Origin of the sequence: Paraburkholderia acidiphila (assembly GCF_009789655.1) — a bacterium.
GTDB lineage: Bacteria > Pseudomonadota > Gammaproteobacteria > Burkholderiales > Burkholderiaceae > Paraburkholderia > Paraburkholderia acidiphila.
Window position 1 is genome coordinate 592,305 of sequence record NZ_CP046912.1, and the last position, 22,176, is coordinate 614,480.

The following is a 22,176-nucleotide window of genomic DNA, read 5'->3' on the forward strand; positions in this document are numbered from 1 at the left end:
TAATCACGTCGCTGCATCTTCCATGGTTCGCGAGATTACCGGGCGAGTCTGAGAAAATGCTGAGAAACCCATCTCGCAGACCCCGGGGAAAACCCGCAATCGTACCCATGAAGATTTCGGCAGGAACGGCATCATGCGCATTCTGGTGGTAGAGGACGACGCGGAAATCGGCGCGGCGGTCCGCAGCCGCCTCACGCGCCTCGGTCACGCGGTGGACCTCGAAGCGAACGGCGCCACGGCGAACAGCCTGCTCGGCGTCGAGCGCTTCGACCTGGTCGTGCTCGACGTGATGCTTCCCGGCCTGGACGGCTTCGCGATCCTGCGCAACCTGCGCGCCACGGGCTCCACCACGCCGGTGCTGCTCCTCACCGCGCGCTCGGCCATCGACGACCGCGTGAGCGGCCTCGGACTCGGCGCCGACGACTACCTCGTGAAGCCGTTCGACTATCGCGAACTCGAAGCGCGCGTGCAGGCGCTCCTGCGCCGCAACAGCGGGCACGCGAACGATGTCGTGAGGCTCGCCGGCCTCGCCATCGACCGCAGCAGCCGGCTCGCCGAACTCGACGGCAAACCGCTTTCACTCTCGCGGCAGGAATTCGCCTTGCTCGAAATCCTCGCCAGCCGTCCGCAGCGCATCTTCCCGAAAGAGGAACTGCTGAACCAGTTGTTCAGCTATGGCAACGAGCCGAGCGCGAACGCGGTCGAACAGTACGTCACGCGCTTGCGCAAGAAGCTGCAAGCCAGCTCGGTCGAAATTCGCACCGCGCGCGGCATGGGATATCAAATTGCCGCGCTTTGACTGGTTCCCGAAAACGCTGCTCGGCCGCACGCTGCTCTTCGTCGCGCTCGTCGTGGCGTCGGGCGCGGCGGCGCTCGCTGGCATCGCGCGCTACTACGCGGGCGTCGCCTCCGAGCGCGCCTACGATCAACTGCTTGCGGGCGCAACCATCCAGGTCGCCGAAAATCTCTACGTGCAGGGCGGCGTGCTCGCGCTCAATCCGCCGGTGGCCGCGCTCTCCACGCTCTCGCGCTATGACATCGTCTACTACAAGGTGGTCGATGCGCGGGGCCTCGTCGTAGCGGGTTATGGCGACCTTCCCGGTCCGGCCAACCCGATGAGCGCGCGCCAGGGTCCGACATTCGCGAACGGCCGGTATCAGGGTGAACGCGTGCGCACCGCGACCATCGGGCGCTACATGCCCGACGCGCGGCCGCCTGGCTGGGCTCTCGTCACGGTCGCGCAAACGACGCATGCGCGCCAGCAGCTCACGAACGACATGAGCTTCAAGGTCTGGACGCTGATTCTGCTGATGAGCGTGCTCGCCATTGGCGCGAGCGGTCTCGCGATCCGGCGCGGCCTGCGCCCGCTCGCGCAGATCGAGCAGATCATCGCCGCGCGCGACCCTGCCGACCTGCGGCCTGTGTCGCACGACACGCCGAGCGAGATCAACGCGCTGATCGGCGCGATCAACGGACTGATCGGGCGTCTGGCGGATCGCATGACAGCCATGCAGCGTTTCATCGCCGACGCCGCACACCAGATGCGCACGCCAATTGCGCGGCTCGACGCGCAAATCGAATTGCTCAGCACCGAGTCCGATCCCGTGCGCCACGCCGCGCGGCTCGAAGCGTTGCGCGCCACCTGTTCGGATGTGGGCCGGCTCACGGGCCAGTTGCTCAATCACGCGATGGTGATTCATCGCACAGAAGTGGTGCCGTTGCAGCGCGTAGACCTGGCGAAGCTCGCGAGGGAGGTGCTGGGCCGCACCATCCCGCTTGCCGACGAACGCGACGTGCAGGTGGCGTTCGAAAGCAGCGCGCCGCACGTGTGGATCGCGGGCGACCCCGTGAGCCTGCAGGAAGCGCTATCGAACGTGCTGCACAACGCGCTGCTGCACGGCAAGGCCGACGATATCGTCGTGACCGTAAACGCCGCGCCGGAGGCCGTCACGCTGACCATAACCGACAACGGCGGCGGCATTGCGCGCGAACACTGGGAGGCCGCGTTGCGTCCGTTCGAGCGCATCGGCCAGGAAGGCGCGGAGCGCACTACGGGCTCGGGCCTCGGGCTCGCCATCGTACAAGCGGTGATGAAGGCGCACGGCGGCCGTGTGAACTTTGCGTTTCCCGCCGAGGGCGGGTTTGCCGTCGTGCTGACGTTTCCTCCCGCAGAAAACGAAGCGCCGCCCGCTACGCCAATGTGAACGCCTCGCGAAAGCGCCGCAGCGCGAGTTCGGTGTCACCGCTCGCCCAGGCTTCAAGGCCGATCGTGCCGCGATAGTCGAGCGCCGCAAGCGCGCGTGCGATCGCGGGAAAGTGAATCTCACCGGTGCCGGGTTCCTTGCGCCCCGGCACGTCGGCCACCTGAATCTCGCCGATATAAGGCGCGGCACGGCGCACGAGTTCGATCAGATTGCCCTCGCCGATCTGCGCGTGATAGAGATCGAGATTCAGGCGCAGATGCGCATTGTCGACGGCCTTGACGAGCGCCAGCGTGTCGGCGGCGCGCGCGAACGGCACGCCGGGATGATCGACCTCGGCGTTGAGGTTTTCGAGGCAAAACACCACGTCGTGCCGCGCGCCCAGTTCGGCAATACGCGCAAGCGTCTTGTGCGCCGCCAGCCACATTTCGCCGGTCACGAGCGCCACCGGTGTAACGGGCAAACCGTTGGCGTCGAGCCCGGTGCCGTGCAGGTTCAGACGCGGACACGCAAGGCGCTTCGCGACATCGATCGATTGCTCAGCGGTGCGCAGCAGCGTATCGGCGCCGCGTTCGGTGATCAGGTCGCCTTCGATGTAGCCCGTCATCGACGAAAACTTTGCGCCGCTACGGGCCAGAGCGTCGATATCGTGCCGGGTCCAGTCCCATATCTCGACCTCGAAGCCCAGTTCGCTGATACGCCGAACGCGCTCGATCATCGGCAAGTCACGAAAGACCATCTCTGCGCACACTGCGAGCGTAAACATTTGTATTCCTTATTAAATCGGAAAAATTCAACAGGGGTCTGCTGACGACTCATGCGGTGTGCACGCGGCCAGCAGTGAAATAGTAGTCCGCCTTCGCGCCACCGCCGCCCTCCAGAAATGTTCAGACTGGCTATACGACGATAAATCAGCAACTTGGGAAGCGGCTCTGCTAGACTCGCCATAGGTTCTTCCACGAGCAGGAGCGCCGCAACATGCATGCTCGCGACCGCTACGCGGCGATCGCCGTCATCGACAAGCTTTCCGGCATCTTACGCAGCGAGTTCGGCGAAGCCGCACACGAAAGCTGGCCGATACTCAGTAAGGTGCTGCAAAATTTTCTGGGCAAGCGTCAAACGACGATCACGTCGCTGGCCGACAGTTCGGGCATGCCGCGCACCACCGCGCGACGCGTCATCTTTGCGCTCAAGGCGCAGGGACTCATTCAGTTCAAGCCCATTTCGGCCGGGCACAGCCGCGAGCACGTGCTGCCTTCCGAGCGGCTTCTCGCGCAACTCGACAGCATCACCGGGCAAACGATCAAGCTGCTCATGGACGCCGTGGACCCGCGCGCGGTCGATCGCTTCGACGCCGCGGGTCTCGCCGCGCCCGCGGAGATCGCGTGGCCGCGCCCGGCGGCCTCGGGCTTCAACGCGAACGCCGAACTCACGCTGCTCGCCTACGCCGATCCCGTCTTCGACATTCTCAAGCACAACCGCACCGATATCGAACGCTTCCTCGGCATGCGCGTGCAGATCTCGACCTACCCGCAGGACGCCTACCGCGCGGTGCTCGAAGCCACGCTCGCCGACCCGTCACACGGGCACGCGAACGCTCCGGTGGTCGTCGCCGTGCCTTTCCCGTGGCTCGCCGAATTGAGCGGGCACGGCCAGTTGCTCGATCTGCAGGCACTGGCGGCCGGCAGCACCGTGTCCGGCGCCGACTTCTACGACGCCGTCTGGCAAGCCGGATGGAGCGGTGGCCATCTCCACGGCATTCCTGTTCAGCCGACTGTCGATTTTCTTTGGTATCGCAAGGATCTTTTCGATGCCGAAGGCCTGCAGCCGCCACGGACCTTCGCAGAAGTGATTCGCTGCGCGAGTCTGCTGCACCGGCCGAGCCGCGGCCGGTTCGGCATCACGTGGACCGCCGCACCCGGTCTGCCGCTCGCGGAGATGTTCCTGCAGATTCTCGGCGCACAAGGCGGCGTTTTGACGAGCGGCCACGCGCTCGAACTGGACGCGGCGGCATGCAAAAGCGTGATCGAATACTTGCGAGCGCTCATTCCTTATTCGCCGGGCAACCTGCGTGCCAACCACTGGACACGCAGTGTGCAGATCTTCGGCAGCGGCAATGCGGCCATGTGCTACCACTGGTCGAACCGCTTTGGCACGCTGGATGGCCACAAGCTGCTCGAGATCGGCGCGAGCATCGGTTTGCTCGAACATCCCACCATGCAAGCGGACATGACGCCTCTCTCTCCGCTCGGCGGCGCGCTGCTTGCCATACCTTCGGCTTGCGACGGCGAGGCGATACGGCTCGCGTGGCAGGCCGTCGAAACGCTTGGCTCTCCTGAAATGATGAAATACTTCGTGCTGCACGGCGCGGCAGGCAACGCCCGCTACTCGGTCGCGGAGGACCGCTATGTGCTGCAACGCAATCGCGTCGTCGGCGTCATGGATCAGCTCATGAGTACGCATCGCGTCGCCGCCTTTCCGGCACCCGCGGTTCCCGCTTATCACGCGCTGGTGGAATTACTGAGCACGCACCTGGAAGCCCTGCTTTTCGACGGGCACGCCGACATCGAGGCAGGCGTCGCGCAGCTTCGCAGCGCCCTCGCTGCAAGCGGCGCTTCAGTGCTCTGAAGGATGCGCGTGTGCATACATGCGCAACGCCAGCCAGCACACCGCTGCCCCAAGGCCGCCCACCACGCCGCCGAACGAGCCGACCCACGACACGCCAAAGCCGTTGGCGATATGGTTGCCCAGTAGCGCCCCCGCGCCGATCCCCACGTTATAGAGACCGGAATAGATCGAGACCGCAACGTCCGCCGCTTCGGGCGCGAGCTTGAGTACCCATGCCTGCATGGCAAGACCAAAGGAAACGATCGCGCCGCCCCACACGAGCGTATGCACGGACAACGTGACGATGCTCAACGCGGCCGGAAACAGCACGAGCAGACATACGCACACGGCGACCACCGCCGCTTGCAGGAATTGCGCCGGATCGCGCGGATATAGGCGATTAAAGCAGATTGCCGCGGGAATGCCGGCACCGCCGAACAGAATCAGGATATAGGTGATGCGTTGACTGCTTTCATGGCCGACGGTGTGAATGAAGGGCTCGATATACGTATACGACGTGAAGTGCGCGGTCACGACGAGTATCGTCAACAGATAGAGCGAGGCCAGCATCGGCTTTCTGAACAGCACGGGCACGCTGCTGAACGAGCCGGTTTGCTGGCTGGGCAACGCGGGCAGCAACATGCGCAACATCACCAGCGCAACCGTCGCCGCGCCCGCAATGACGAAGAACGTTTGCCGCCAGCCCAGCGTTTCGCCAATCACGCGCCCAAGCGGAATGCCCGCCACCATGGCGATCGACGTACCCATGCCGAGCATGGCGAGCGCACGGCTCTTGTTGCCGGGCGGCGCGAGCCTCACCACTAGCGAAACGGAGATCGACCAGAAAATCGCGTGCGCGAACGCAATGCCGATGCGTCCCACCATCAGCACCGTAAAGTTCCACGCCACGCCAGTCACGATATGGCTGACGACGAAGAGCGCGAATATGAAGGTCAGAAGCTTGCGGCGTTCGACGTTGCGCGTGAGCAGCATCAAGGGCAGCGACGCCACGGCCACCGTCCACGCGTAGATCGTCAACATGAGGCCGACGTCGGTCGCCAGCATATGCAAGCTGTCGCCAATGGCGCTCAACAGCGCCACGGGCACGAATTCGGTCGTGTTAAAAATAAAGGCCGAAAGCGCCAGGACGAGCACGCCCCACCAGGAGTGCCCGGAAGAGACCGGTTCAGGCGTCGACATACGAAAGATGCGGGAATCGATAAAGGGCGATTATCGCGTATCGCGCGTTTCAAGCGCTCCGACCCGTACAGCGTCTCTTCTGGCCCCCGCCGCAAGCGGCGCAGGCCGGCCCCACTCATTTCACGGCTACAGGTGCCTTCTTCGTGACCGACTCGATGCAGGCCAGTGCGATGGCAAGCGCGCGGCGCGCGTCTTCGCCGCCCGGCCCCGCCACCGGTTCGCGCTCACGCACGGCCTTCACGAAAGACGCGAGTTGCGCGGTGTAGCCCGCCACGAAATGGTCCGTGTCGCGGCGCCAGGTATCGCTCGAGACGCCACTGCCGTCGAACAATGTCATGCTGGAGCGCCGCACGTCGCCCATCGTCACCATGCCGCCCGGGCCGAAAACTTCGCCGCGAATGTCGTAGCCGTAGAGCGCCGAGAAGTTTGCCTCTGCCACCGCAATCGAGCCATTGTCGAATCGAATCGTCACGACCGCGGTGTCCAGAAAGCCTCGCGCTTTGGCGTCGGGGCGCACGAGCGCTTCGGCCGCCACATAGACTTCCACGGCACGCGCGCCGGCGTTGAGCCACAACAGCGCGTCGAAATCGTGGATCAGCGTTTCATAGAAAATGGTCCAGTGTGGAATGCGCTCGGGATCGCCGCCGAACGGGCCAGGATCGCGCGTGAGCGACCGCAACAACTGCGGTGCGCCGATCTTGCCCGCCTCGACCGCCGCGTGACCCTCCGCGAACGCCTGGTCCCAGCGGCGGTTGAAGCCAACTTGAAGCGGCACTTCGGCCGCTCGTGCCGCGGCGATCGCGCGGTCGGCGTCTTCCAGCGTCAGTGCCATCGGCTTTTCGCAGAAGATTGCTTTACCGGCTTCAGCGGCCTGTACCACGAGGTTCGTATGAAAGCGTGCGGGCGTCGCGACGATCACGGCGTCCAGATCCGGCTGCGCAAGCAGTTGCGCAACTTCCGCGTACGCATGATCGACGTCGAGGCGGGTCGCGAGTCTCGCGGCGGCGCCCGGCGCCGGATCGGCAATCGCAACCAGGTTCGCGTCGACGAGGCGGCGCGCGACCGTTTCCGCATGGAAGGAGCCGATACGGCCCGCGCCGATCAGGCCGATGTTGACCGCTTTCTTGCGTGAAGCCATGTTAGTGATCCTATCTATCCAGATTGACTCGATACCGTGACAACGCTTGCCGCCAGGCCACTTCGGTCAGACGACAGGTCAATCATAGGACCGGCACAACATGAAAGACGCAACCGGAAGTATCCGGAACGGCTATATCTTTTTAAATCATTGACTTATGTGCACTACCGCGCCGGTCGCGCAGCCCGAAAGCATAGGCGAGCACGGCCGAAACAAGCAGCGTGGCACTGACGAAATACAGCCCCAGCGAATAGTCGCCGCTCAGGTCGCGCAACCGGCCGATCACCATCGGGCCGATCGTGCCGCCTATGAGGCTGCCCATCGCGTTGATGATCGCAATGCCCGCGGCGGCAGCGGATCCCGAGAGAAACTGTGTGGGCATGCTCCAGAGCGGCGGCTTCGCTGCGTTGATGCCGAAGTTCGCGATCGAGAGCCCGATGATCAGCACAATGGCATTGGTGGCGTGTCCGGACATCAGCATGCCGATACCGGCCGCGAGACACGCAATCGCAACGTGCAGGCGGCGCTCGTTCGTGCGGTCCGAGTTGCGCGCCCAAAGCACCATCGTCACCACCGCGAACAGATTTGGAATCGCGTTTACGACACCCAGTTCGAAGTAGCTGAAGCCGAAGCGGTGGATGATCATCGGCGCCCAGATGCCGATCGCGTAGAGCCCGGTCGAGGTCCCCGCATACACAAGCGCGAGCAGCAGCACGCGCGGGTCCTTCACGGCGCCCCACACGCTCGACTTGCTCTGCGCCGCCTTCGCTTCGCGTTCGCGCCGCATCTCGCCGCTCAGCCACTGCCGTTCAGCGGGCGCGAGCCACTGCGCGTCCTCGGGCCGGTCAGTCAGGTAGAAATACGAAACGATGCCGAGCAGCACGGTCGGCGCGCCTTCCACGAGGAAGAGCCACTGCCAGCCATGCAGATGCGCCACGCCCTCCAGGGTCATGAGCGCGCCGGAGATGGGCGAGCCGATCATGTTCGAGAGCGGCGCGGCCGTCATGAACATCGCCGTGACGAATGCGCGGTGCCGCGCGGGAAACCAGAAGCTCAGGTAGAGAATGATGCCGGGAAAGAAGCCCGCTTCGGCGAGACCGAGCACGAAGCGCAGCGTATAGAAACTGTACGGTCCCGTGACGAACGCCGTGGCTGCGGAAAGCAGTCCCCATGCGACCATCAGCAGTGCGATCCATCTGCGCGCACCCACGCGCTGTAACGCGAGGTTGGACGGCATACCCGCCGCGATATAACCAACGAAGAAAATGCCCGCACCCACGCCGAACATGGCCTGCGTGAGCCCGATGTCGTGATTCATCGTGAGCCCTGCGAAGCCGACGTTCACGCGGTTCAAGAAACTCAGGAAATACAGGACGATGATGAACGGCGTGATACGCCGTGAGACCTTGCGCACGACGCTGGGCTCCAGCGCGGCGGCGTCCTGCGGATGGACTGCTGCAATGCTCATGGGTTGTCTCCGTTTGGGCGCACTTGCCGCGCGTGACGGTCGGTGCGCCCCTGTGCCGTTGCGCGCGGTGTGCACGAACGGTCTGGTTATAGATGGGGGATTAAGCGCGTTGCTGCTGCGCCGGCAGATCGATGCGGCACCACGGCTGCGCTGCCCAGTGTTTCGCCTCGAATGCGTCGATCGCTTCCTGCTGGCGCAGCGTCATGCCGACCATGTCGAGGCCTTCCACGAGCATCTGCTTCTGACGCGAGGGCAGCGAAAATGCATAGCGCCGTCCCGAAGGCGCGATCACGACTTCGTTGTCGACATCGATCGATACGTGCTTGTCGTCGCCGCCCGCGATCTCCGCGACGAGCGCCTCGACCTGCTCCGGCGGCAGCGTGACGAGCAGCAAACGGTTGTTCGTCGAATTGAAGTAGAAGATCTCGCCATAGCTCGGCGCGATCACGGCTTCGAAACCCGCCTGTTGCAAGCCCCACACCGCGTGTTCGCGGCTCGACCCGCAGCCAAAGTTCGAGCCGCCGATCAACACCTTTGCGCCGGCATACTCTGAGCGATTCAGCACGAAGTCCTCGCGCGCACGGCCATCGGCACTGAAACGCAAGTCGTACAGCAACCCGCGCGCGAGCCCCGATTTGTCGATGCCGAGCAGAAACTGCTTGGGCATGATCTGGTCGGTATCGAGGTTGTTGACGGACAGCGGCGCGGCAACGCCCGAGATCGTGAACGGCTTAGCCATGTGCAAGCTCCTTGCGAATGTCGACGATGCGGCCCGCCAGCGCGGCGGCGGCGGCCATCGCGGGACTCATCAAATGCGTTTTGCTGTCGCGCCCCTGGCGCCCTTCGAAATTGCGGTTCGTCGTCGAGGCGCAGCGCTCGCCCGGCGCGAGCACGTCGTCGTTCATCGCGAGGCACATCGAGCAGCCCGGCTGACGCCACTCGAACCCCGCGTCGATCAGCGTTTGCGCAATGCCTTCGCGCTCGGCCTGGTCGCGCACCATGCCCGAACCCGGCACGACCATCGCACGCACAGTCGGAGCCACCTTGCGCCCGCGCACCACCTGCGCGACGGCGCGCAGATCCTCGATGCGCGCATTCGTGCAGGAACCGATGAACACACGGTCGATTGGCGTGCCCTCGATCGGTGCGCCTGCGGCGAGGCCAATGTAATCGAGCGCCTTGTGCAGCGTCGCGGCGTCGAGACCCGCGCCTTCCGATGCTTCGGGAATGCGGCCGTCCACCGGCACGGCCTGGTCCGGGCTCGTGCCCCATGTCACGTAAGGCGCGACGCGCGCGGCGTCGAAGCGATGCTCGATATCGAAATGCGCGTCGTCGTCCGAGCGCAGTTTCGACCACGCGTTGCACGCCGCGTCGAGCGTCTTTGCGTCGAGATCGCGAACCTTGCTGGCCACGTAGTCGAGCGTCGTGCGGTCGGGCGCGATCAGCGCGGCGCGCGCGCCCGCCTCCACGGTCATGTTGCACAAGGTCATGCGCGCTTCGGCGGAGAGCCCGGCGATCGCTTCGCCCGCGTATTCCACGGCGTAGCCGCGTGCGCCCTGCGCACCGATCTTCGCAATGATGTGCAGCACGAGATCCTTTGACGTCGTGCCCGGCGGCAGCGCGCCGTCCACGACAATGCGCATGTCTTTCGCGACGCGGTACACAAGCGTTTGCGTCGCCAATACGTGTTCGACTTCCGAGGTGCCGATGCCGAACCCAAGCGCGCCCATCGCGCCATAGGTCGTCGTGTGGCTGTCGCCGCACAGCACGACCATGCCGGGACGAATCAGACCGATCTCGGGCGCGACCACATGCTCGATGCCCTGCATGGGGTCGTGAATATCGAACAGATGAATGCCCTGCTCCACGCAGTTGCGCGTGAAGTTCGCGGCCTGCTTCGCGGCATCGACGATCTCGATAGTGCGCGCGGGAACGGGCACTGGCTTGCTGGGAATAACGTGATCGACCACGCCCATCTGCTGGCGCGGGCGGCGCACGCGCAGGCCCTTCTCGCGCAAGCCCGCGAACGCTTGCGGGCTCGTGTACTCGTTCATGATGTGCAGATCGGCGTAGAGCAGAACGTGCTCGGCGTCGATGATCGATACGGTGTGCGAATCAACCAGTTTCCGATAAAGCGTTTGTGAGGACATGATGAAGCCCGACTGAAAAATGACGAACGATCGAATCAGCGCTGAAGAAACGGCAGCACGCGTTCGAGGAGCAACTGGGGCGCTTCTTCCGCGATGTAGTGCCCGCACGGCAGTGCCTCGCCGCTGACGCTCGCGTTCCAGCTACGCCACTCCGCCAGCGGATCGAAGCACTGGCCAACCGTGCCCTGCGCGCCCCACAACGCGAGGAACGGGCATTCGATGCGCCTGCCCGCCGCCAGATCCGCGCGGTCGTGTTCGAGGTCAATGGTGATCGACGCCCGATAGTCCTCGCAGATTCCGTGTGCCGTTGCGGGGTCCGAGAGGCAGCGCAAATACTCGGCGTAGGCCTCGGGCGCGAAAGGCGCGAGGCCCGCACTGCGCGCGCCCATGGTTTGCTTCAGATAGAGATCGGGATCGGCGCGTATGAGCGTTTCCGGAAACGGCGCCGGACGTACGAGAAAGAACCAGTGCCAGTAAGCGCGCGCGAACGCGAACGACGTCTGCTCGTACATCGCGACGGTTGGGGCGACGTCGAGCGTGACGAGTTTCTTCACGGCGTGAGGATGATCGATCGCCATGCGCGCAGCAACGCGGCCGCCCCGGTCATGGCCCATGACAGCAAACGACGTGAAGCCGAGGCCGCGCATGAGCGCAACCTGATCGAGCGCCATACGGCGCTTCGAATAGTTGGCGTGATCGGGCGTGCCCTGCGGTTTGCCGCTGTCACCGTAGCCGCGCAGGTCGGCGGCAACGACCGTGAAGTGTTCCGCGAGCGTGGGCGCCACCTTGTGCCAGATGGCGTGCGTTTGCGGGTGGCCGTGCAGGAGCAGCAGCGCCGGGCCGCGTCCGCCCTGGATTGCGTGAATGCGAACGCCTTCGATGTCCGCCGACACGTTGGTGAAACCTTCGAACATGCTTGTCTCCCGAGGTTGCATGCAGTCTAATTGATGCCTCAGGCGATTGGGTTTCCGCGAAAGCAATCCGGTCGTAACTTTCAGGAACGAATCACACACGGCAACGGGAGCGGCGCAATGGACGCGTTTTCCGATCTGAATCTCTTTGCGCTCGTGGCGCGCAACCGCAATCTGGCAGCGGCGGCGCGCGAACTGGGCGTCACGCCGCCCGCTGTGAGCAAGCGTCTCGCGCAACTGGAGCAGCGTCTGGGCGTGCGGCTCGTGAACCGCACCACACGGCGTCTATCGCTCACGCCGGAAGGCGAGCTGTATCTCGCCAACGGCTCGCGCATCCTCGACGAACTGTCGGAGCTGGAACAACTCGTCACGCGCAGCCGCGGCGAACCGGCCGGGCTGCTGCGCGTGAACGCGTCGTTCGGTTTTGGCCGCGCGCACGTCGCGCCCGCCGTCTCCGCTTATGTCGAGCGATTTCCCTCGATGAAAATCCAGCTGCAATTGACGGAGCGCCCGCTCAGCCTGCAGGAAGAAGGCTTCGATCTCGGCATCCGCTTCGGCGAGGTGCCCGATGCACGCATCAACGCGCGTTTGCTGCTAAAGAACCGGCGGATCGTGTGCGCGTCGCCGGCGTATTTGAAGCGGCATGGCAAGCCAGCGGCGCCGCACGATCTGACGCGTCACGCGTGCATCGTGCTGCGCGAAAACGATTCGGCATACGGCACCTGGCACTTTTCGCGGGGCAAGCGCGCGGAAACCGTGAAGGTCGACGGCGCGCTCTCGAGCAACGACGGCAGCACCGTACTGCGCTGGGCGCTCGACGGACGCGGCATCGTCGTGCGCTCGCAGTGGGAAATCGGCGAGCACATCGAACGGGGCGAACTCGTGCCGCTGCTCGCCGAATGGGCGCTGCCGAACGCCGATATTCATGCGATCTATCTGGAGCGCAACAAGCTCTCGGCGAAGCTGCGCAGTTTCGTCGAGTTTCTCGGCGACTATCTGCGCGATGAGGTTGGCACGGAGATGGCCTAGGCACGCGGGGCCGCACACCCTCGCATCATCGATCAAGGGTTCTCTCTATACTCTTTCGCGTGCCTTGCGCCTCTTTTCATGACGCGCAGGTTTCGGCACGTTCCACCCGCATTGCCCATCCCTGGACGCCGTCACACACACCGTCGCGTGGAATTCGACTACGCACGTCTGTGCGTCGGCGTCTGTCTGCTTCGTGATGCTGTAGTTAGAAACTGGAGAGTTTCCTATGAGCACCTTCACCACCCGCGATGGCACGTCGATCTACTACAAGGACTGGGGCAGCGGAAAGCCCGTCGTTTTCTCCCACGGCTGGCCGCTCACGGCCGACGCCTGGGACGCTCAAATGCTCTTTCTCGTGCAAAACGGCTTTCGCACGATCGCGCATGACCGCCGCGGCCACGGCCGCTCCGATCAGCCCGCCAAGGGCAATGACATGGACACCTGGGCCGACGACCTCGCCGACCTGCTCGACAAGCTCGACGTGAACGACGCCACGCTCGTCGGCCATTCCACGGGCGGCGGCGAAGTCGCGCGCTATATTGGCCGCCACGGTACGAAGCGGGTGTCGGGCGCGGTGCTGATCGGCGCGGTGCCGCCCATCATGATCAAGAGCGAGAAGAACCCCGGCGGCCTGCCCAAGGATGTGTTCGACGGCATCCGCAAGGGCGTGATCGACGACCGCTCGCAGTTCTTCAAGGACCTGGCCGTGCCGTTCTACGGCTACAACCGCAGCGGCGCGAAAGTCTCGCAGGGCGTGATCGACTCGTTCTGGCAGCAGGGCATGTGGGGCGGCATCCTCGCGCTGCATGACTGCGTGCACGAGTTCTCCGAAGTCGATTACACGGAAGACCTCAAGAAGTTCGACGTGCCCACGCTGATCCTGCACGGCGACGACGACCAGATCGTGCCGATCGACGACGCCGGCAAGCTCTCCGCGAAAATCGTGAAAGACGCGACGCTCAAGATCTACCCGGGCGCCCCGCACGGCATGTGCACGACGCTGGCCGATCAGGTCAACGCCGATCTGCTCGCGTTCCTCAATCGCAAGTAGCAAGGTGCGCGGCGTGCCCGTCTAGCGCGAGCACGCCGTGAGCGCCTCGACGTATTGCGCCTGCCACACCGGATCTTGCGCGAACGCCGCGAGATCCGCGTGCAGATCGTTGGCATAGGCCGCCATGCACGCGCGGTTGGTCGCCTCCACAGCGCGCGGCACGTAAAGAATCGCCGCGACGACGGCTGCAACCGCCAATGCTGCGATCGTCAGACCAATCGCCCAACGCCAGACTTCTTCCCCCGTCCCTTTTAGCGCCACCTCGTTCATCAGCTTCTCCTTATTGATTAGCAAGACAATCATTTGGGTTTTAAAAAAGGCGCGAACGCCTTACGCGAGTCCTTTCCGTATCTTGCGCATGCCGGTGACCGTCGACTCGAACAGGTCAGAGCCCACTTGGGCACGCAGGCGCCGCGCGACTTCGGCGCTCGCGCCGTTGATCGGGCCGTCGAGCGCCGCGCCGCCTGCCGTGGGAAAAAGTCCCCATTCGCGGCCATCGGCCTCGCCCTGGCGGCGTTCGAGCAGATCCTTCTCGCACAGGTTGTCCACGAGTCGCGTAGCCGTGGGCCGGGCAATGCCGAGCGTTTGCGCGACATCGCTCGCGAGGCACCCAGGCTTGGCCAGCACCACGCGCAGCACGAAACCTTGCGCGGGCGTCAGGCCGAACGGCGCATAGGCGGCGCTCCACTCGCGCTCGACGAGCCGCGCAAGCGCCGACGAATTGAAGTAAAGGCAATGATCGAACATGCGACGAATGAAACCACGAATTGATTAGCAAGGCAACCGTTATCGCGAGCTTGAACGGCTCTCGCGGAGCAAAATTCTTATATAAGACTCCCCGATTCACTTCTCTTTTCGCAAGGGTCTTTACCAGCTTGACACATTGCAAAGGGTACGACCAATAAAACCTCCGGACCGGGGACGAATCACCGGTATCGCGCTGCAAAGCCTTATGCAACGGGCCTCTGGCGCGAAAACGTTTTCAGCGCACGGCCGGCCAATCAAGGCAAACGCGCCGACTTTCTGGTCAATTAACATTGCGCAACCACATTCCACGATATGAAATACATGCACTGTTGGCCCCCGGCCCGCTGCAAATTCAGGCAAAATCCAGGTGTTTCGCCGACTGCGCGCAGCCGGTGGTGTTATCACCCCGTTTTTGAACCCCGCCAAGAAGCCGATGAGTACCCAGCAACCCACCATCATCTATACCCTGACCGATGAAGCGCCGCTGCTCGCCACCAGCGCGTTTCTGCCGATCATCCGCACCTTCGCTGCGCCGGCCGGCGTGAACGTCGAGACCAGCGATATCTCCGTTGCGGGCCGTATCCTCGGCGAGTTCCCGGAATTCCTCACGGAAGACCAGCGCGTGCCGGACAATCTGGCCGAACTGGGCCGTCTCACGCAGTTGCCGGAAACGAACATCATCAAGCTGCCGAACATCAGCGCATCGGTGCCGCAGCTCGTCGCCGCGATCAAGGAACTCCAGGGCAAGGGCTACAAGGTCCCTGACTTCCCGGAAGATCCGAAGACCGACGAAGAAAAGGCTATCCAGAAGCGTTATTCGAAGTGCCTCGGCTCGGCCGTGAACCCGGTGCTGCGCGAAGGCAACTCGGACCGCCGCGCACCGCTGGCAGTCAAGAACTACGCGAAGAAGCACCCGCACAGCATGGGCGAGTGGAGCATGGCTTCGCGCACCCACGTCGCGCACATGAAGCACGGCGACTTCTACCACGGCGAAAAGTCGATCACGAACGACAAGGACCGCGAAGTCCGCATGGAGCTCGTGACGAAGAGCGGCGAAACCATCGTGCTCAAGCCGAAGGTCAAGCTGCAAGCCGGCGAGATCGTCGACAGCATGTTCATGAGCAAGAAGCACCTGCTGGCCTTCTACGAAGACCAGATGGAAGACGCGCGCAAGACCGGCGTCATGCTCTCGCTGCACGTGAAGGCGACCATGATGAAGGTTTCGCACCCCATCGTGTTCGGCCACGCCGTGCGCGTGTTCTACAAGGACGCGTTCGCGAAGCACGCCAAGCTGTTCGAACAGCTCGGCGTGAACGTCAACAACGGCCTCGTCGATCTGTACACGAAGATCGAAACGCTGCCGGAATCGCAGCGCGAAGAAGTGATTCGCGACATGCACGCCTGCCACGAGCACCGTCCGGCGCTCGCCATGGTCGACTCGGCCAAGGGCATCTCGAACCTGCACGCACCGAACGACGTGATCGTCGACGCTTCGATGCCGGCCATGATCCGCGCAGGCGGCAAGATGTGGGGCGCCGACGGCCGTCCGGCCGACACGAAGTGCCTGATTCCGGAAAGCACGTTCGCGCGCATCTACCAGGAAATCATCAACTTCTGCAAGACCAACGGCGCATTCGACCCGCGCACGATGGGCACGGTGCCGAACGTCGGCCTGATGGCGCAGAAGGCTGAAGAGTACGGTTCGCACGACAAGACGTTCGAGATCCCGCAAGACGGCACGGCGCGCATCGTCGACAACGCCACGGGCGAAGTCATCGAAGCGCTCACGCAACCGGTCGAGCAAGGCGACATCTGGCGCATGTGCCTCGTGAAGGACGCGCCGATCCGCGACTGGGTCAAGCTCGCCGTCACGCGTGCGAAGAACTCGAACACGCCGGCCGTGTTCTGGCTCGACCCGTACCGCCCGCACGAAAACGAAGTGATCAAGAAGGTCGAAACGTACCTGAAGGATTACGACACGACCGGTCTCGACATTCAGATCATGTCGCAAGTGCGTGCGATGCGTTACACGCTCGAGCGCGTGATCCGCGGTCTGGACACGATCTCGGTCACGGGCAACATCCTGCGCGACTACCTGACCGACCTGTTCCCGATCATGGAACTGGGCACCTCGGCGAAGATGCTGTCGATCGTTCCGCTGATGGCCGGCGGCGGCATGTACGAAACGGGCGCGGGCGGTTCGGCGCCGAAGCACGTGCAGCAGCTGGTTCAGGAAGACCACCTGCGCTGGGACTCGCTCGGCGAATTCCTCGCGCTGGCCGTGTCGCTGGAAGACCTCGGCATCAAGACGAACAACGCGCGCGCCAAGCTGCTCGCGAAGACGCTCGACGCCGCCACCGGCAAGCTGCTCGACAACAACAAGGGCCCGTCGCCGAAGACCGGCGAGCTGGACAACCGCGGCAGCCAGTTCTATCTCTCGATGTACTGGGCGCAGGAACTGGCCGCGCAGAAGGACGACGCGGAACTCTCCGCTCACTTCGCGCCGCTCGCGAAGGCGCTGGCAGAAAACGAGCAGAAGATCGTTGCCGAGCTGGCTGCGGTTCAGGGCAAGCCGGTCGACATCGGCGGCTACTACAAGCCGGACTTCGTGAAGCTCGCTGAAGTCATGCGCCCGAGCACGACGTTCAACGCCGCGCTCGCAGCCGCTGCGAAGTAAGTGATGGAACCTCCCCTGCGCTAGCGCGGGGGACGGGCTCCAGAAACGAATCGAGCCTCCCGATGGAATCGGGAGGCTCGTTTTTTTTGCCCTTCCTGTTTGAGGCGGGCCATGCGGCCCGCCTCCTACTAAAGGCTTAGTCGTCCAGCAGCGAGAGATCGCGCACAGCGCCCTTGTCTGCCGACATCACGAGCTTGGCGTACGCCTTCAAAGCCGCCGACACCTTGCGCGGACGCGCCTTTGCCGGCTTCCAGCCCTTGGCGTTCTGCTCTTCGCGGCGGCGCGCGAGTTCCTCGTCCGAGACCAGCACGTTGATCGTGCGGTTCGGAATGTCGATGCGGATCTTGTCGCCGTCGCGCACGAGGCCGATCGCGCCGCCCGCTGCCGCTTCCGGCGAGCAGTGGCCGATCGAGAGGCCCGAGGTGCCGCCCGAGAAGCGGCCGTCGGTCAGGAGCGCGCACGCCTTGCCGAGGCCCTTCGACTTGATGTAGCTCGTCGGGTAGAGCATTTCCTGCATGCCGGGGCCGCCCTTCGGGCCTTCGTAGCGCACGATCACCACGTCGCCGGCCTTGACCTTGTCGGCGAGGATGTTTTCCACTGCCTCGTCCTGCGATTCGGTCACGTGGGCCGTGCCTTCGAACACGAGGATGCTGTCGTCCACGCCTGCCGTCTTCACGACGCAGCCGTCGAGCGCGATATTGCCCGTCAGCACGGCCAAGCCGCCTTCCTTCGAGAACGCGTGCTCATACGAGCGGATGCAGCCTTCGGCGCGGTCCGAGTCGAGGCTCGGCCAGCGGGTGTTCTGGCTGAACGCGACCTGGCTGGGAACACCAGCGGGACCTGCCATGTAGAACGTCTTGACCGCTTCGTCCTGCGTGCGCTTGATGTCCCATTGCTCGAGCGCGTCGCCGAGCGTCGGCGTGTGCACGGTCGGCACGTCGGTGTGCAGCTTGCCCGCGCGTTCCAGCTCGCCGAGGATCGCCATGATGCCGCCCGCGCGGTGCACGTCTTCGATGTGGTACTTGTTCGTGTTCGGCGCGACCTTGCACAGCTGCGGCACGACGCGCGACAGGCGGTCGATGTCGGTCATGCCGAAGTCGATGCCCGCTTCCTGCGCAATGGCCAGCAAGTGGAGGATCGTGTTGGTCGAGCCGCCCATGGCGATGTCGAGCGTCATGGCGTTTTCGAACGCCTTGAAACCCACCGAGCGCGGCAGCACGCGCTCGTCTTCCTGCTCGTAGTACTGGCGCGCGAGTTCGACGATGCGGCGGCCGGCGCGCTTGAAGAGCTGTTCGCGGTCCGCGTGCGTGGCGACCACGGTGCCGTTGCCCGGCAGCGAGAGGCCCAGCGCCTCGGTCAGGCAGTTCATCGAGTTGGCCGTGAACATGCCCGAGCACGAACCGCAGGTCGGGCAGGCGGAGCGCTCGACTTCGGCCACTTCGGCGTCGGAGTACTTGGTATCCGCCGCGATCACCATGGCGTCGATCAGGTCGAGCTTCTTGACTTCGATCGCCTTGGTGACGGGGTTCGCGAGGCGCGTCTTGCCCGCTTCCATCGGGCCGCCCGAGACGAAGATCACGGGAATGTTCAGGCGCATGGCGGCCATGAGCATGCCCGGGGTGATCTTGTCGCAGTTCGAGATGCAGACCATGGCGTCGGCGCAGTGCGCGTTGACCATGTATTCCACCGAATCCGCGATGATGTCGCGGCTCGGCAGCGAATACAGCATGCCGTCGTGGCCCATGGCGATGCCGTCATCGACGGCGATCGTGTTGAATTCCTTGGCTACGCCGCCCGCGGCTTCGATTTCGCGCGCGACGAGCTGGCCGAGATCTTTCAGGTGCACATGGCCGGGAACGAACTGGGTGAACGAGTTGACGACCGCGATGATCGGCTTGGCGAAGTCTTCGTCTTTCATGCCGGTGGCGCGCCAGAGGGAGCGCGCACCTGCCATGTTGCGGCCGGCGGTGGAGGTTTTGGAACGGTATGCGGGCATTGTGGCTGTAGGTGAAAAATCGCAAAAAGGAAGCGGGCCACAGGAATAAAGGCCCCACGCACGCCCTTGCGAACAACCTCTTGAGCTGCGCTCCGGGCAGAACGCGTAATTATCCCACAGGCCTACGCGGCGCGCTGTCCGCGGCGGTTTTGGCGGCTTTTCTGGCTCCATGATTCGCGCTTTGCATGCACGGACGGCTCCACATTTTTGGCGGCTGATGTCGAATGAATTCTGGCGGCGTATCGTGGCTATACAGCGTCTAGCGGACGCGCAAACTCACGCACCTCGGGGGCGATATGAAACATTGGCAACACGCTCGGCGACACGCGACCTGGGCCGTCACGGGCCTCGCGATCGGGCTCGCTGCGACAGGCGCGGGCGTACATCTCTGGCTGCGCGCTCTGGCAGGCAGCGCCGGGGAACAGTCGGCGGCGGTCGGCGCGATTGTGCTCGGCGTTTTCACTGTGATTTGCGCAGGACATGAGATCTGGCGCGCGAGGATGCGTTAGGGCGTTCGAGCCAACCGCAGGTCTCCTCGTCAGGGTTCCCGCATCTTGCGCAAAGCGTGCAGCTGCACCAATACTCTGCGTCAGTCCCCGCGACGGAGAGACCCATGCCCATGCAGAACATCAAGCACGTCGTTGTCGTGATGTTCGAAAACCGTTCGTTTGACACGATGCTTGGCGGCTTGTACACGAACGGCAGCAGCCCCACGCATTTCCTGCCCGCCGCCAGCGCGGACCAGCCATTCGACGGCCTCAAGGCGGGCTTGAGCAACCCGACCAAGGCAGGCGGCACCATCGCCGCAGCGACACCCGCCTCCAAGGCCACGCTGCCCGACCCCGATCCGCAGGAGACGTTCGCAAACGTGCGCGTCCAGCTTCTCGGCAGCGCCACAGGGGCTATGCCCATGTCCGGCTTCGTACAAGACTACGAAACGACCGCGACGACGGACGCAAGCCAGGTCATGCAGTGTCACAGCCCCGACCAGTTGAAGGTGCTCTCGACGCTTGCTCGCGAATACGCCGTTTCGGACGCCTGGTTCGCGAGCGTGCCGAGCCAGACCTGGCCGAACCGCGCGTTTGCCCACGCGGGCACGTCGAACGGTCACGTGGACAACGGCTCCCCGCCCGATCCGTTCGACTGGCAGGTGCGCACCCTCTTCAACGTGCTGAGTGATGTGGACGTGAGCTGGGCCGTGTACAGCGCCGCGCTCGTCGCGCCATCGCTCACGCTCACCATGTTCCCGACGCTATGGGATCCGAAATATAAGGCGAATTTCCAGCGCTTCGGCAACTTCGTCTCGGCCTGCCAGAACAATACGCTGCCGCAGTATTCGTTCATCGAGCCGCGCTTTCTGCTCGATCCCAACGACCAGCACCCGCCACACGATGTCTATGCGGGCGAAAGCTTTCTCTACGACATCTGGCACGCGTTGAGCACCTCGCCCGCATGGCCCGAAACCCTGCTCGTGATTACTTACGACGAGCACGGCGGCACCTACGATCACGTCCTTCCGCCCGCCAACGCCGTGGCGCCCGATGCCGCCAGCAATCCCGGAGACCAGAACTTCGCCTTCGACAGCTTTGGTGTGCGCGTGCCAGCGGTCGTGGTTTCGCCCTATATCGCACCGGGCACCGTGTTCCGCTCGCCCAGCGCCACGCCCTACGACCACACGTCGATTCTCGCCACGCTGCGCGACTGGCTCGCCATCGCGCCCGCCGACATGCTCGCGAGCAAGCGCGTGGCGGCCGCGCCCACATTGGCTCCGTTGCTCACGCTGGACACGCCGCGCACGGCCCTGCCAGCCATCGCCGCGCCGCCTGCCTCCGGCTTTCTTGCGACCGATCTCGCCCGCCCGCTGAACGACCTGCAAAAGAGTCTTGTGAGCGGCACCGCGCGGCGCACGGGGCTCGACCCGGCGGCCACGCTCGGCGCAATGCCCTCTCGTCAGCACGCGGTGGACTTCTTCCACAACCTGCTTTCGTCCGGGCAGCCCTGAGCCAACGAACGAACCAAAGGGGCATGCGATGCATGCCTCAGGCTTTGCCCAACCCTTCCTGCGCAATCAACCCGAGCAGCACGTCCGCAAACGCGTTGGCGGCCAGCGTGCTCGATGCGTGCCGCCGCTTGAGCAGCGCGACCGTGCGCTGAGGCAACGCCGGAACGACGGGCAGCGTGACGAGCCCTCGATGCTCGCGCAGCACCGCCGAAGGCAGCAGCGTGGCGAGCGTGCCGTCCTTCACGAGCTTGAGCACCGTGCCCACCGAGTTGGCCTGCAGCATGACGCGCGGTATCAACTGGTGCGCGCGGAAATAAGCATCGGCGAAACGCCGCACCACGAAGTCGGGGCTCAACAGCGCAAGCGGCATCGCCGCGAGCTGGTTCGCGCTCACCTCGGCGCGGCGGCGCGCGAGCGGATGGCGCGTGGCCACGAGCAGCGCCATGTGTTCGGCAAAGAGCGGGCGCACTTCGATTTCGTCGGAGCGCACATCCGTGAAGCCAATGCCGAGATCGAGTTCGTCGCGCTCGAGGCCCCCTTCGATGTCCTCCAGCGGCCGCTCGCTCACGTCGAGCGCGATAGCCGGATGCGCTTCGCGAAAGCCGCGCAGCGCCGGGCCGATCAGATATTCCGCGAAAGTCGGGGTATAGGCGAGCCGCAGCAGGCCGCGCGTGAGGTCGCGCACTTCGTGCAACGCGCGCTTGCCCGCGTCGAGATGCGCGAGCGCCTGGCGCGCGTGTTCGATGTACACGCGCCCGAATTCGGTGAGGCTGATAGCGCGGCCACTGCGGTCGAACAGCGCGCCGCCAAGGTCGTTTTCCAGTTGGCGGATCTGCTGTGAGAGCGCCGGCTGCGAGACGTGCAGCACTTCGGCTGCGCGCGTGAAATTCTTCAACTCCGCCACGGTGAGCACGTAGCGTATCGAGCGAAGCATCAAGATGGCTTGCCTCCCGAATGTCTCCGGATTCTTTTCATAAGGCGCGCTTATCGCGACGATCC

At 64.2% G+C, this 22,176-nt stretch carries 18 protein-coding genes; 7 read left to right on the forward strand and 11 right to left on the reverse strand.

The genetic code is table 11. From position 1 onward, the window contains the following. Nucleotides 1-133 precede the first annotated feature (133 nt). On the forward strand, nt 134-799 hold the full coding sequence (locus FAZ97_RS32890; protein ID WP_158762939.1) for a response regulator transcription factor: 666 nt from the start codon (nt 134-136) through the stop codon (nt 797-799). Further along, entirely contained in the window at nt 786-2,204 is a 1,419-nt protein-coding gene (locus FAZ97_RS32895) for a sensor histidine kinase (protein ID WP_158762940.1), read from the forward strand. The genes FAZ97_RS32890 and FAZ97_RS32895 overlap by 14 nt, the downstream gene beginning before the upstream one ends. Here FAZ97_RS32895 and FAZ97_RS32900 read toward each other — a convergent pair. After that, complete coding sequence (locus FAZ97_RS32900; RefSeq protein ID WP_158762941.1) at nt 2,191-2,967, reverse strand: TIM barrel protein; 777 nt, start codon at nt 2,965-2,967, stop codon at nt 2,191-2,193. The genes FAZ97_RS32895 and FAZ97_RS32900 overlap by 14 nt on opposite strands. Nucleotides 2,968-3,179: 212 nt before the next feature. Here FAZ97_RS32900 and FAZ97_RS32905 point away from each other — a divergent pair, with 212 nt between their 5' ends. After that, nucleotides 3,180-4,829: an ABC transporter substrate-binding protein gene (locus FAZ97_RS32905; protein WP_158762942.1), complete on the forward strand. Its 1,650-nt coding sequence runs from the start codon at nt 3,180-3,182 to the stop codon at nt 4,827-4,829. Here FAZ97_RS32905 and FAZ97_RS32910 read toward each other — a convergent pair. The 6 genes from FAZ97_RS32910 to FAZ97_RS32935 all read right to left on the reverse strand — a co-directional run bounded on the left by FAZ97_RS32910 (nt 4,818) and on the right by FAZ97_RS32935 (nt 11,678). Continuing rightward, nucleotides 4,818-6,008 carry a sugar transporter gene (locus FAZ97_RS32910; RefSeq protein WP_158762943.1) on the reverse strand — a complete coding sequence of 397 codons (1,191 nt, stop codon included), beginning with the start codon at nt 6,006-6,008 and terminating at the stop codon, nt 4,818-4,820. The two genes, FAZ97_RS32905 and FAZ97_RS32910, sit on opposite strands and share 12 nt — an antisense overlap. Nucleotides 6,009-6,123: 115 nt before the next feature. Continuing rightward, entirely contained in the window at nt 6,124-7,146 is a 1,023-nt protein-coding gene (locus FAZ97_RS32915) for a Gfo/Idh/MocA family oxidoreductase (protein WP_158762944.1), read from the reverse strand. 142 nt (nt 7,147-7,288) lie between these two features. Next, nucleotides 7,289-8,614, reverse strand: coding sequence for an MFS transporter (locus tag FAZ97_RS32920; protein WP_158762945.1), 1,326 nt, complete (start codon nt 8,612-8,614; stop codon nt 7,289-7,291). 100 nt (nt 8,615-8,714) lie between these two features. Beyond that, complete coding sequence (gene leuD, locus FAZ97_RS32925; RefSeq protein ID WP_158762946.1) at nt 8,715-9,353, reverse strand: 3-isopropylmalate dehydratase small subunit; 639 nt, start codon at nt 9,351-9,353, stop codon at nt 8,715-8,717. After that, a complete protein-coding gene (gene leuC / locus FAZ97_RS32930; protein WP_158762947.1) occupies nt 9,346-10,764 on the reverse strand; it encodes a 3-isopropylmalate dehydratase large subunit in 1,419 nt (472 codons plus the stop codon). The genes leuD and leuC overlap by 8 nt, the downstream gene beginning before the upstream one ends. A 35-nt stretch (nt 10,765-10,799) precedes the next feature. After that, on the reverse strand, nt 10,800-11,678 hold the full coding sequence (locus FAZ97_RS32935; RefSeq protein ID WP_158762948.1) for an alpha/beta fold hydrolase: 879 nt from the start codon (nt 11,676-11,678) through the stop codon (nt 10,800-10,802). Between the two features lie 117 nt (nt 11,679-11,795). Here FAZ97_RS32935 and FAZ97_RS32940 point away from each other — a divergent pair, with 117 nt between their 5' ends. Both FAZ97_RS32940 and FAZ97_RS32945 read left to right on the forward strand, forming a co-directional pair. After that, complete coding sequence (locus FAZ97_RS32940) at nt 11,796-12,704, forward strand: LysR family transcriptional regulator (protein ID WP_158762949.1); 909 nt, start codon at nt 11,796-11,798, stop codon at nt 12,702-12,704. A 226-nt stretch (nt 12,705-12,930) separates the two neighbouring features. Next, on the forward strand, nt 12,931-13,755 hold the full coding sequence (locus tag FAZ97_RS32945; RefSeq protein ID WP_158762950.1) for an alpha/beta fold hydrolase: 825 nt from the start codon (nt 12,931-12,933) through the stop codon (nt 13,753-13,755). A gap of 21 nt (nt 13,756-13,776) precedes the next feature. Here FAZ97_RS32945 and FAZ97_RS32950 read toward each other — a convergent pair whose 3' ends face one another. Further along, nucleotides 13,777-14,025 carry a hypothetical protein gene (locus tag FAZ97_RS32950; protein WP_158762951.1) on the reverse strand — a complete coding sequence of 83 codons (249 nt, stop codon included), beginning with the start codon at nt 14,023-14,025 and terminating at the stop codon, nt 13,777-13,779. A gap of 60 nt (nt 14,026-14,085) precedes the next feature. Next, entirely contained in the window at nt 14,086-14,502 is a 417-nt protein-coding gene (locus FAZ97_RS32955; RefSeq protein ID WP_158762952.1) for a MarR family winged helix-turn-helix transcriptional regulator, read from the reverse strand. Nucleotides 14,503-14,935: 433 nt separating this feature from the next. On the opposite strand from FAZ97_RS32955, the gene FAZ97_RS32960 reads away from it, so the two are divergent. Beyond that, a complete protein-coding gene (locus tag FAZ97_RS32960) occupies nt 14,936-17,179 on the forward strand; it encodes an NADP-dependent isocitrate dehydrogenase (protein WP_158762953.1) in 2,244 nt (747 codons plus the stop codon). Between the two features lie 136 nt (nt 17,180-17,315). Here FAZ97_RS32960 and ilvD read toward each other — a convergent pair whose 3' ends face one another. Beyond that, nucleotides 17,316-19,175 (reverse strand): dihydroxy-acid dehydratase, encoded by a 1,860-nt coding sequence (gene ilvD / locus FAZ97_RS32965; RefSeq protein ID WP_158762954.1) that lies wholly within the window; start codon nt 19,173-19,175, stop codon nt 17,316-17,318. Nucleotides 19,176-19,788: 613 nt separating this feature from the next. Here ilvD and FAZ97_RS32970 point away from each other — a divergent pair. Then, nucleotides 19,789-21,177: an alkaline phosphatase family protein gene (locus tag FAZ97_RS32970; protein WP_158762955.1), complete on the forward strand. Its 1,389-nt coding sequence runs from the start codon at nt 19,789-19,791 to the stop codon at nt 21,175-21,177. A 37-nt stretch (nt 21,178-21,214) separates the two neighbouring features. Here FAZ97_RS32970 and cynR read toward each other — a convergent pair whose 3' ends face one another. Further along, nucleotides 21,215-22,111 carry a transcriptional regulator CynR gene (cynR, locus tag FAZ97_RS32975; protein ID WP_233271939.1) on the reverse strand — a complete coding sequence of 299 codons (897 nt, stop codon included), beginning with the start codon at nt 22,109-22,111 and terminating at the stop codon, nt 21,215-21,217. Between the last annotated feature and the right edge of the window lie 65 nt (nt 22,112-22,176).

Coding starts and splice junctions, on each gene's coding strand:
- FAZ97_RS32890 (WP_158762939.1), top strand. CDS start 134: ATGCGCATTCTGGTGGTAGAGGACGACGCGGAAATCGGCGCGGCGGTC.
- FAZ97_RS32900 (WP_158762941.1), bottom strand. CDS start 2,967: ATGTTTACGCTCGCAGTGTGCGCAGAGATGGTCTTTCGTGACTTGCCG.
- FAZ97_RS32905 (WP_158762942.1), top strand. CDS start 3,180: ATGCATGCTCGCGACCGCTACGCGGCGATCGCCGTCATCGACAAGCTT.
- FAZ97_RS32910 (WP_158762943.1), bottom strand. CDS start 6,008: ATGTCGACGCCTGAACCGGTCTCTTCCGGGCACTCCTGGTGGGGCGTG.
- FAZ97_RS32915 (WP_158762944.1), bottom strand. CDS start 7,146: ATGGCTTCACGCAAGAAAGCGGTCAACATCGGCCTGATCGGCGCGGGC.
- FAZ97_RS32920 (WP_158762945.1), bottom strand. CDS start 8,614: ATGAGCATTGCAGCAGTCCATCCGCAGGACGCCGCCGCGCTGGAGCCC.
- leuD (WP_158762946.1), bottom strand. CDS start 9,353: ATGGCTAAGCCGTTCACGATCTCGGGCGTTGCCGCGCCGCTGTCCGTC.
- leuC (WP_158762947.1), bottom strand. CDS start 10,764: ATGTCCTCACAAACGCTTTATCGGAAACTGGTTGATTCGCACACCGTA.
- FAZ97_RS32935 (WP_158762948.1), bottom strand. CDS start 11,678: ATGTTCGAAGGTTTCACCAACGTGTCGGCGGACATCGAAGGCGTTCGC.
- FAZ97_RS32940 (WP_158762949.1), top strand. CDS start 11,796: ATGGACGCGTTTTCCGATCTGAATCTCTTTGCGCTCGTGGCGCGCAAC.
- FAZ97_RS32945 (WP_158762950.1), top strand. CDS start 12,931: ATGAGCACCTTCACCACCCGCGATGGCACGTCGATCTACTACAAGGAC.
- FAZ97_RS32950 (WP_158762951.1), bottom strand. CDS start 14,025: ATGAACGAGGTGGCGCTAAAAGGGACGGGGGAAGAAGTCTGGCGTTGG.
- FAZ97_RS32955 (WP_158762952.1), bottom strand. CDS start 14,502: ATGTTCGATCATTGCCTTTACTTCAATTCGTCGGCGCTTGCGCGGCTC.
- FAZ97_RS32960 (WP_158762953.1), top strand. CDS start 14,936: ATGAGTACCCAGCAACCCACCATCATCTATACCCTGACCGATGAAGCG.
- ilvD (WP_158762954.1), bottom strand. CDS start 19,175: ATGCCCGCATACCGTTCCAAAACCTCCACCGCCGGCCGCAACATGGCA.
- FAZ97_RS32970 (WP_158762955.1), top strand. CDS start 19,789: ATGCCCATGCAGAACATCAAGCACGTCGTTGTCGTGATGTTCGAAAAC.
- cynR (WP_233271939.1), bottom strand. CDS start 22,111: ATGCTTCGCTCGATACGCTACGTGCTCACCGTGGCGGAGTTGAAGAAT.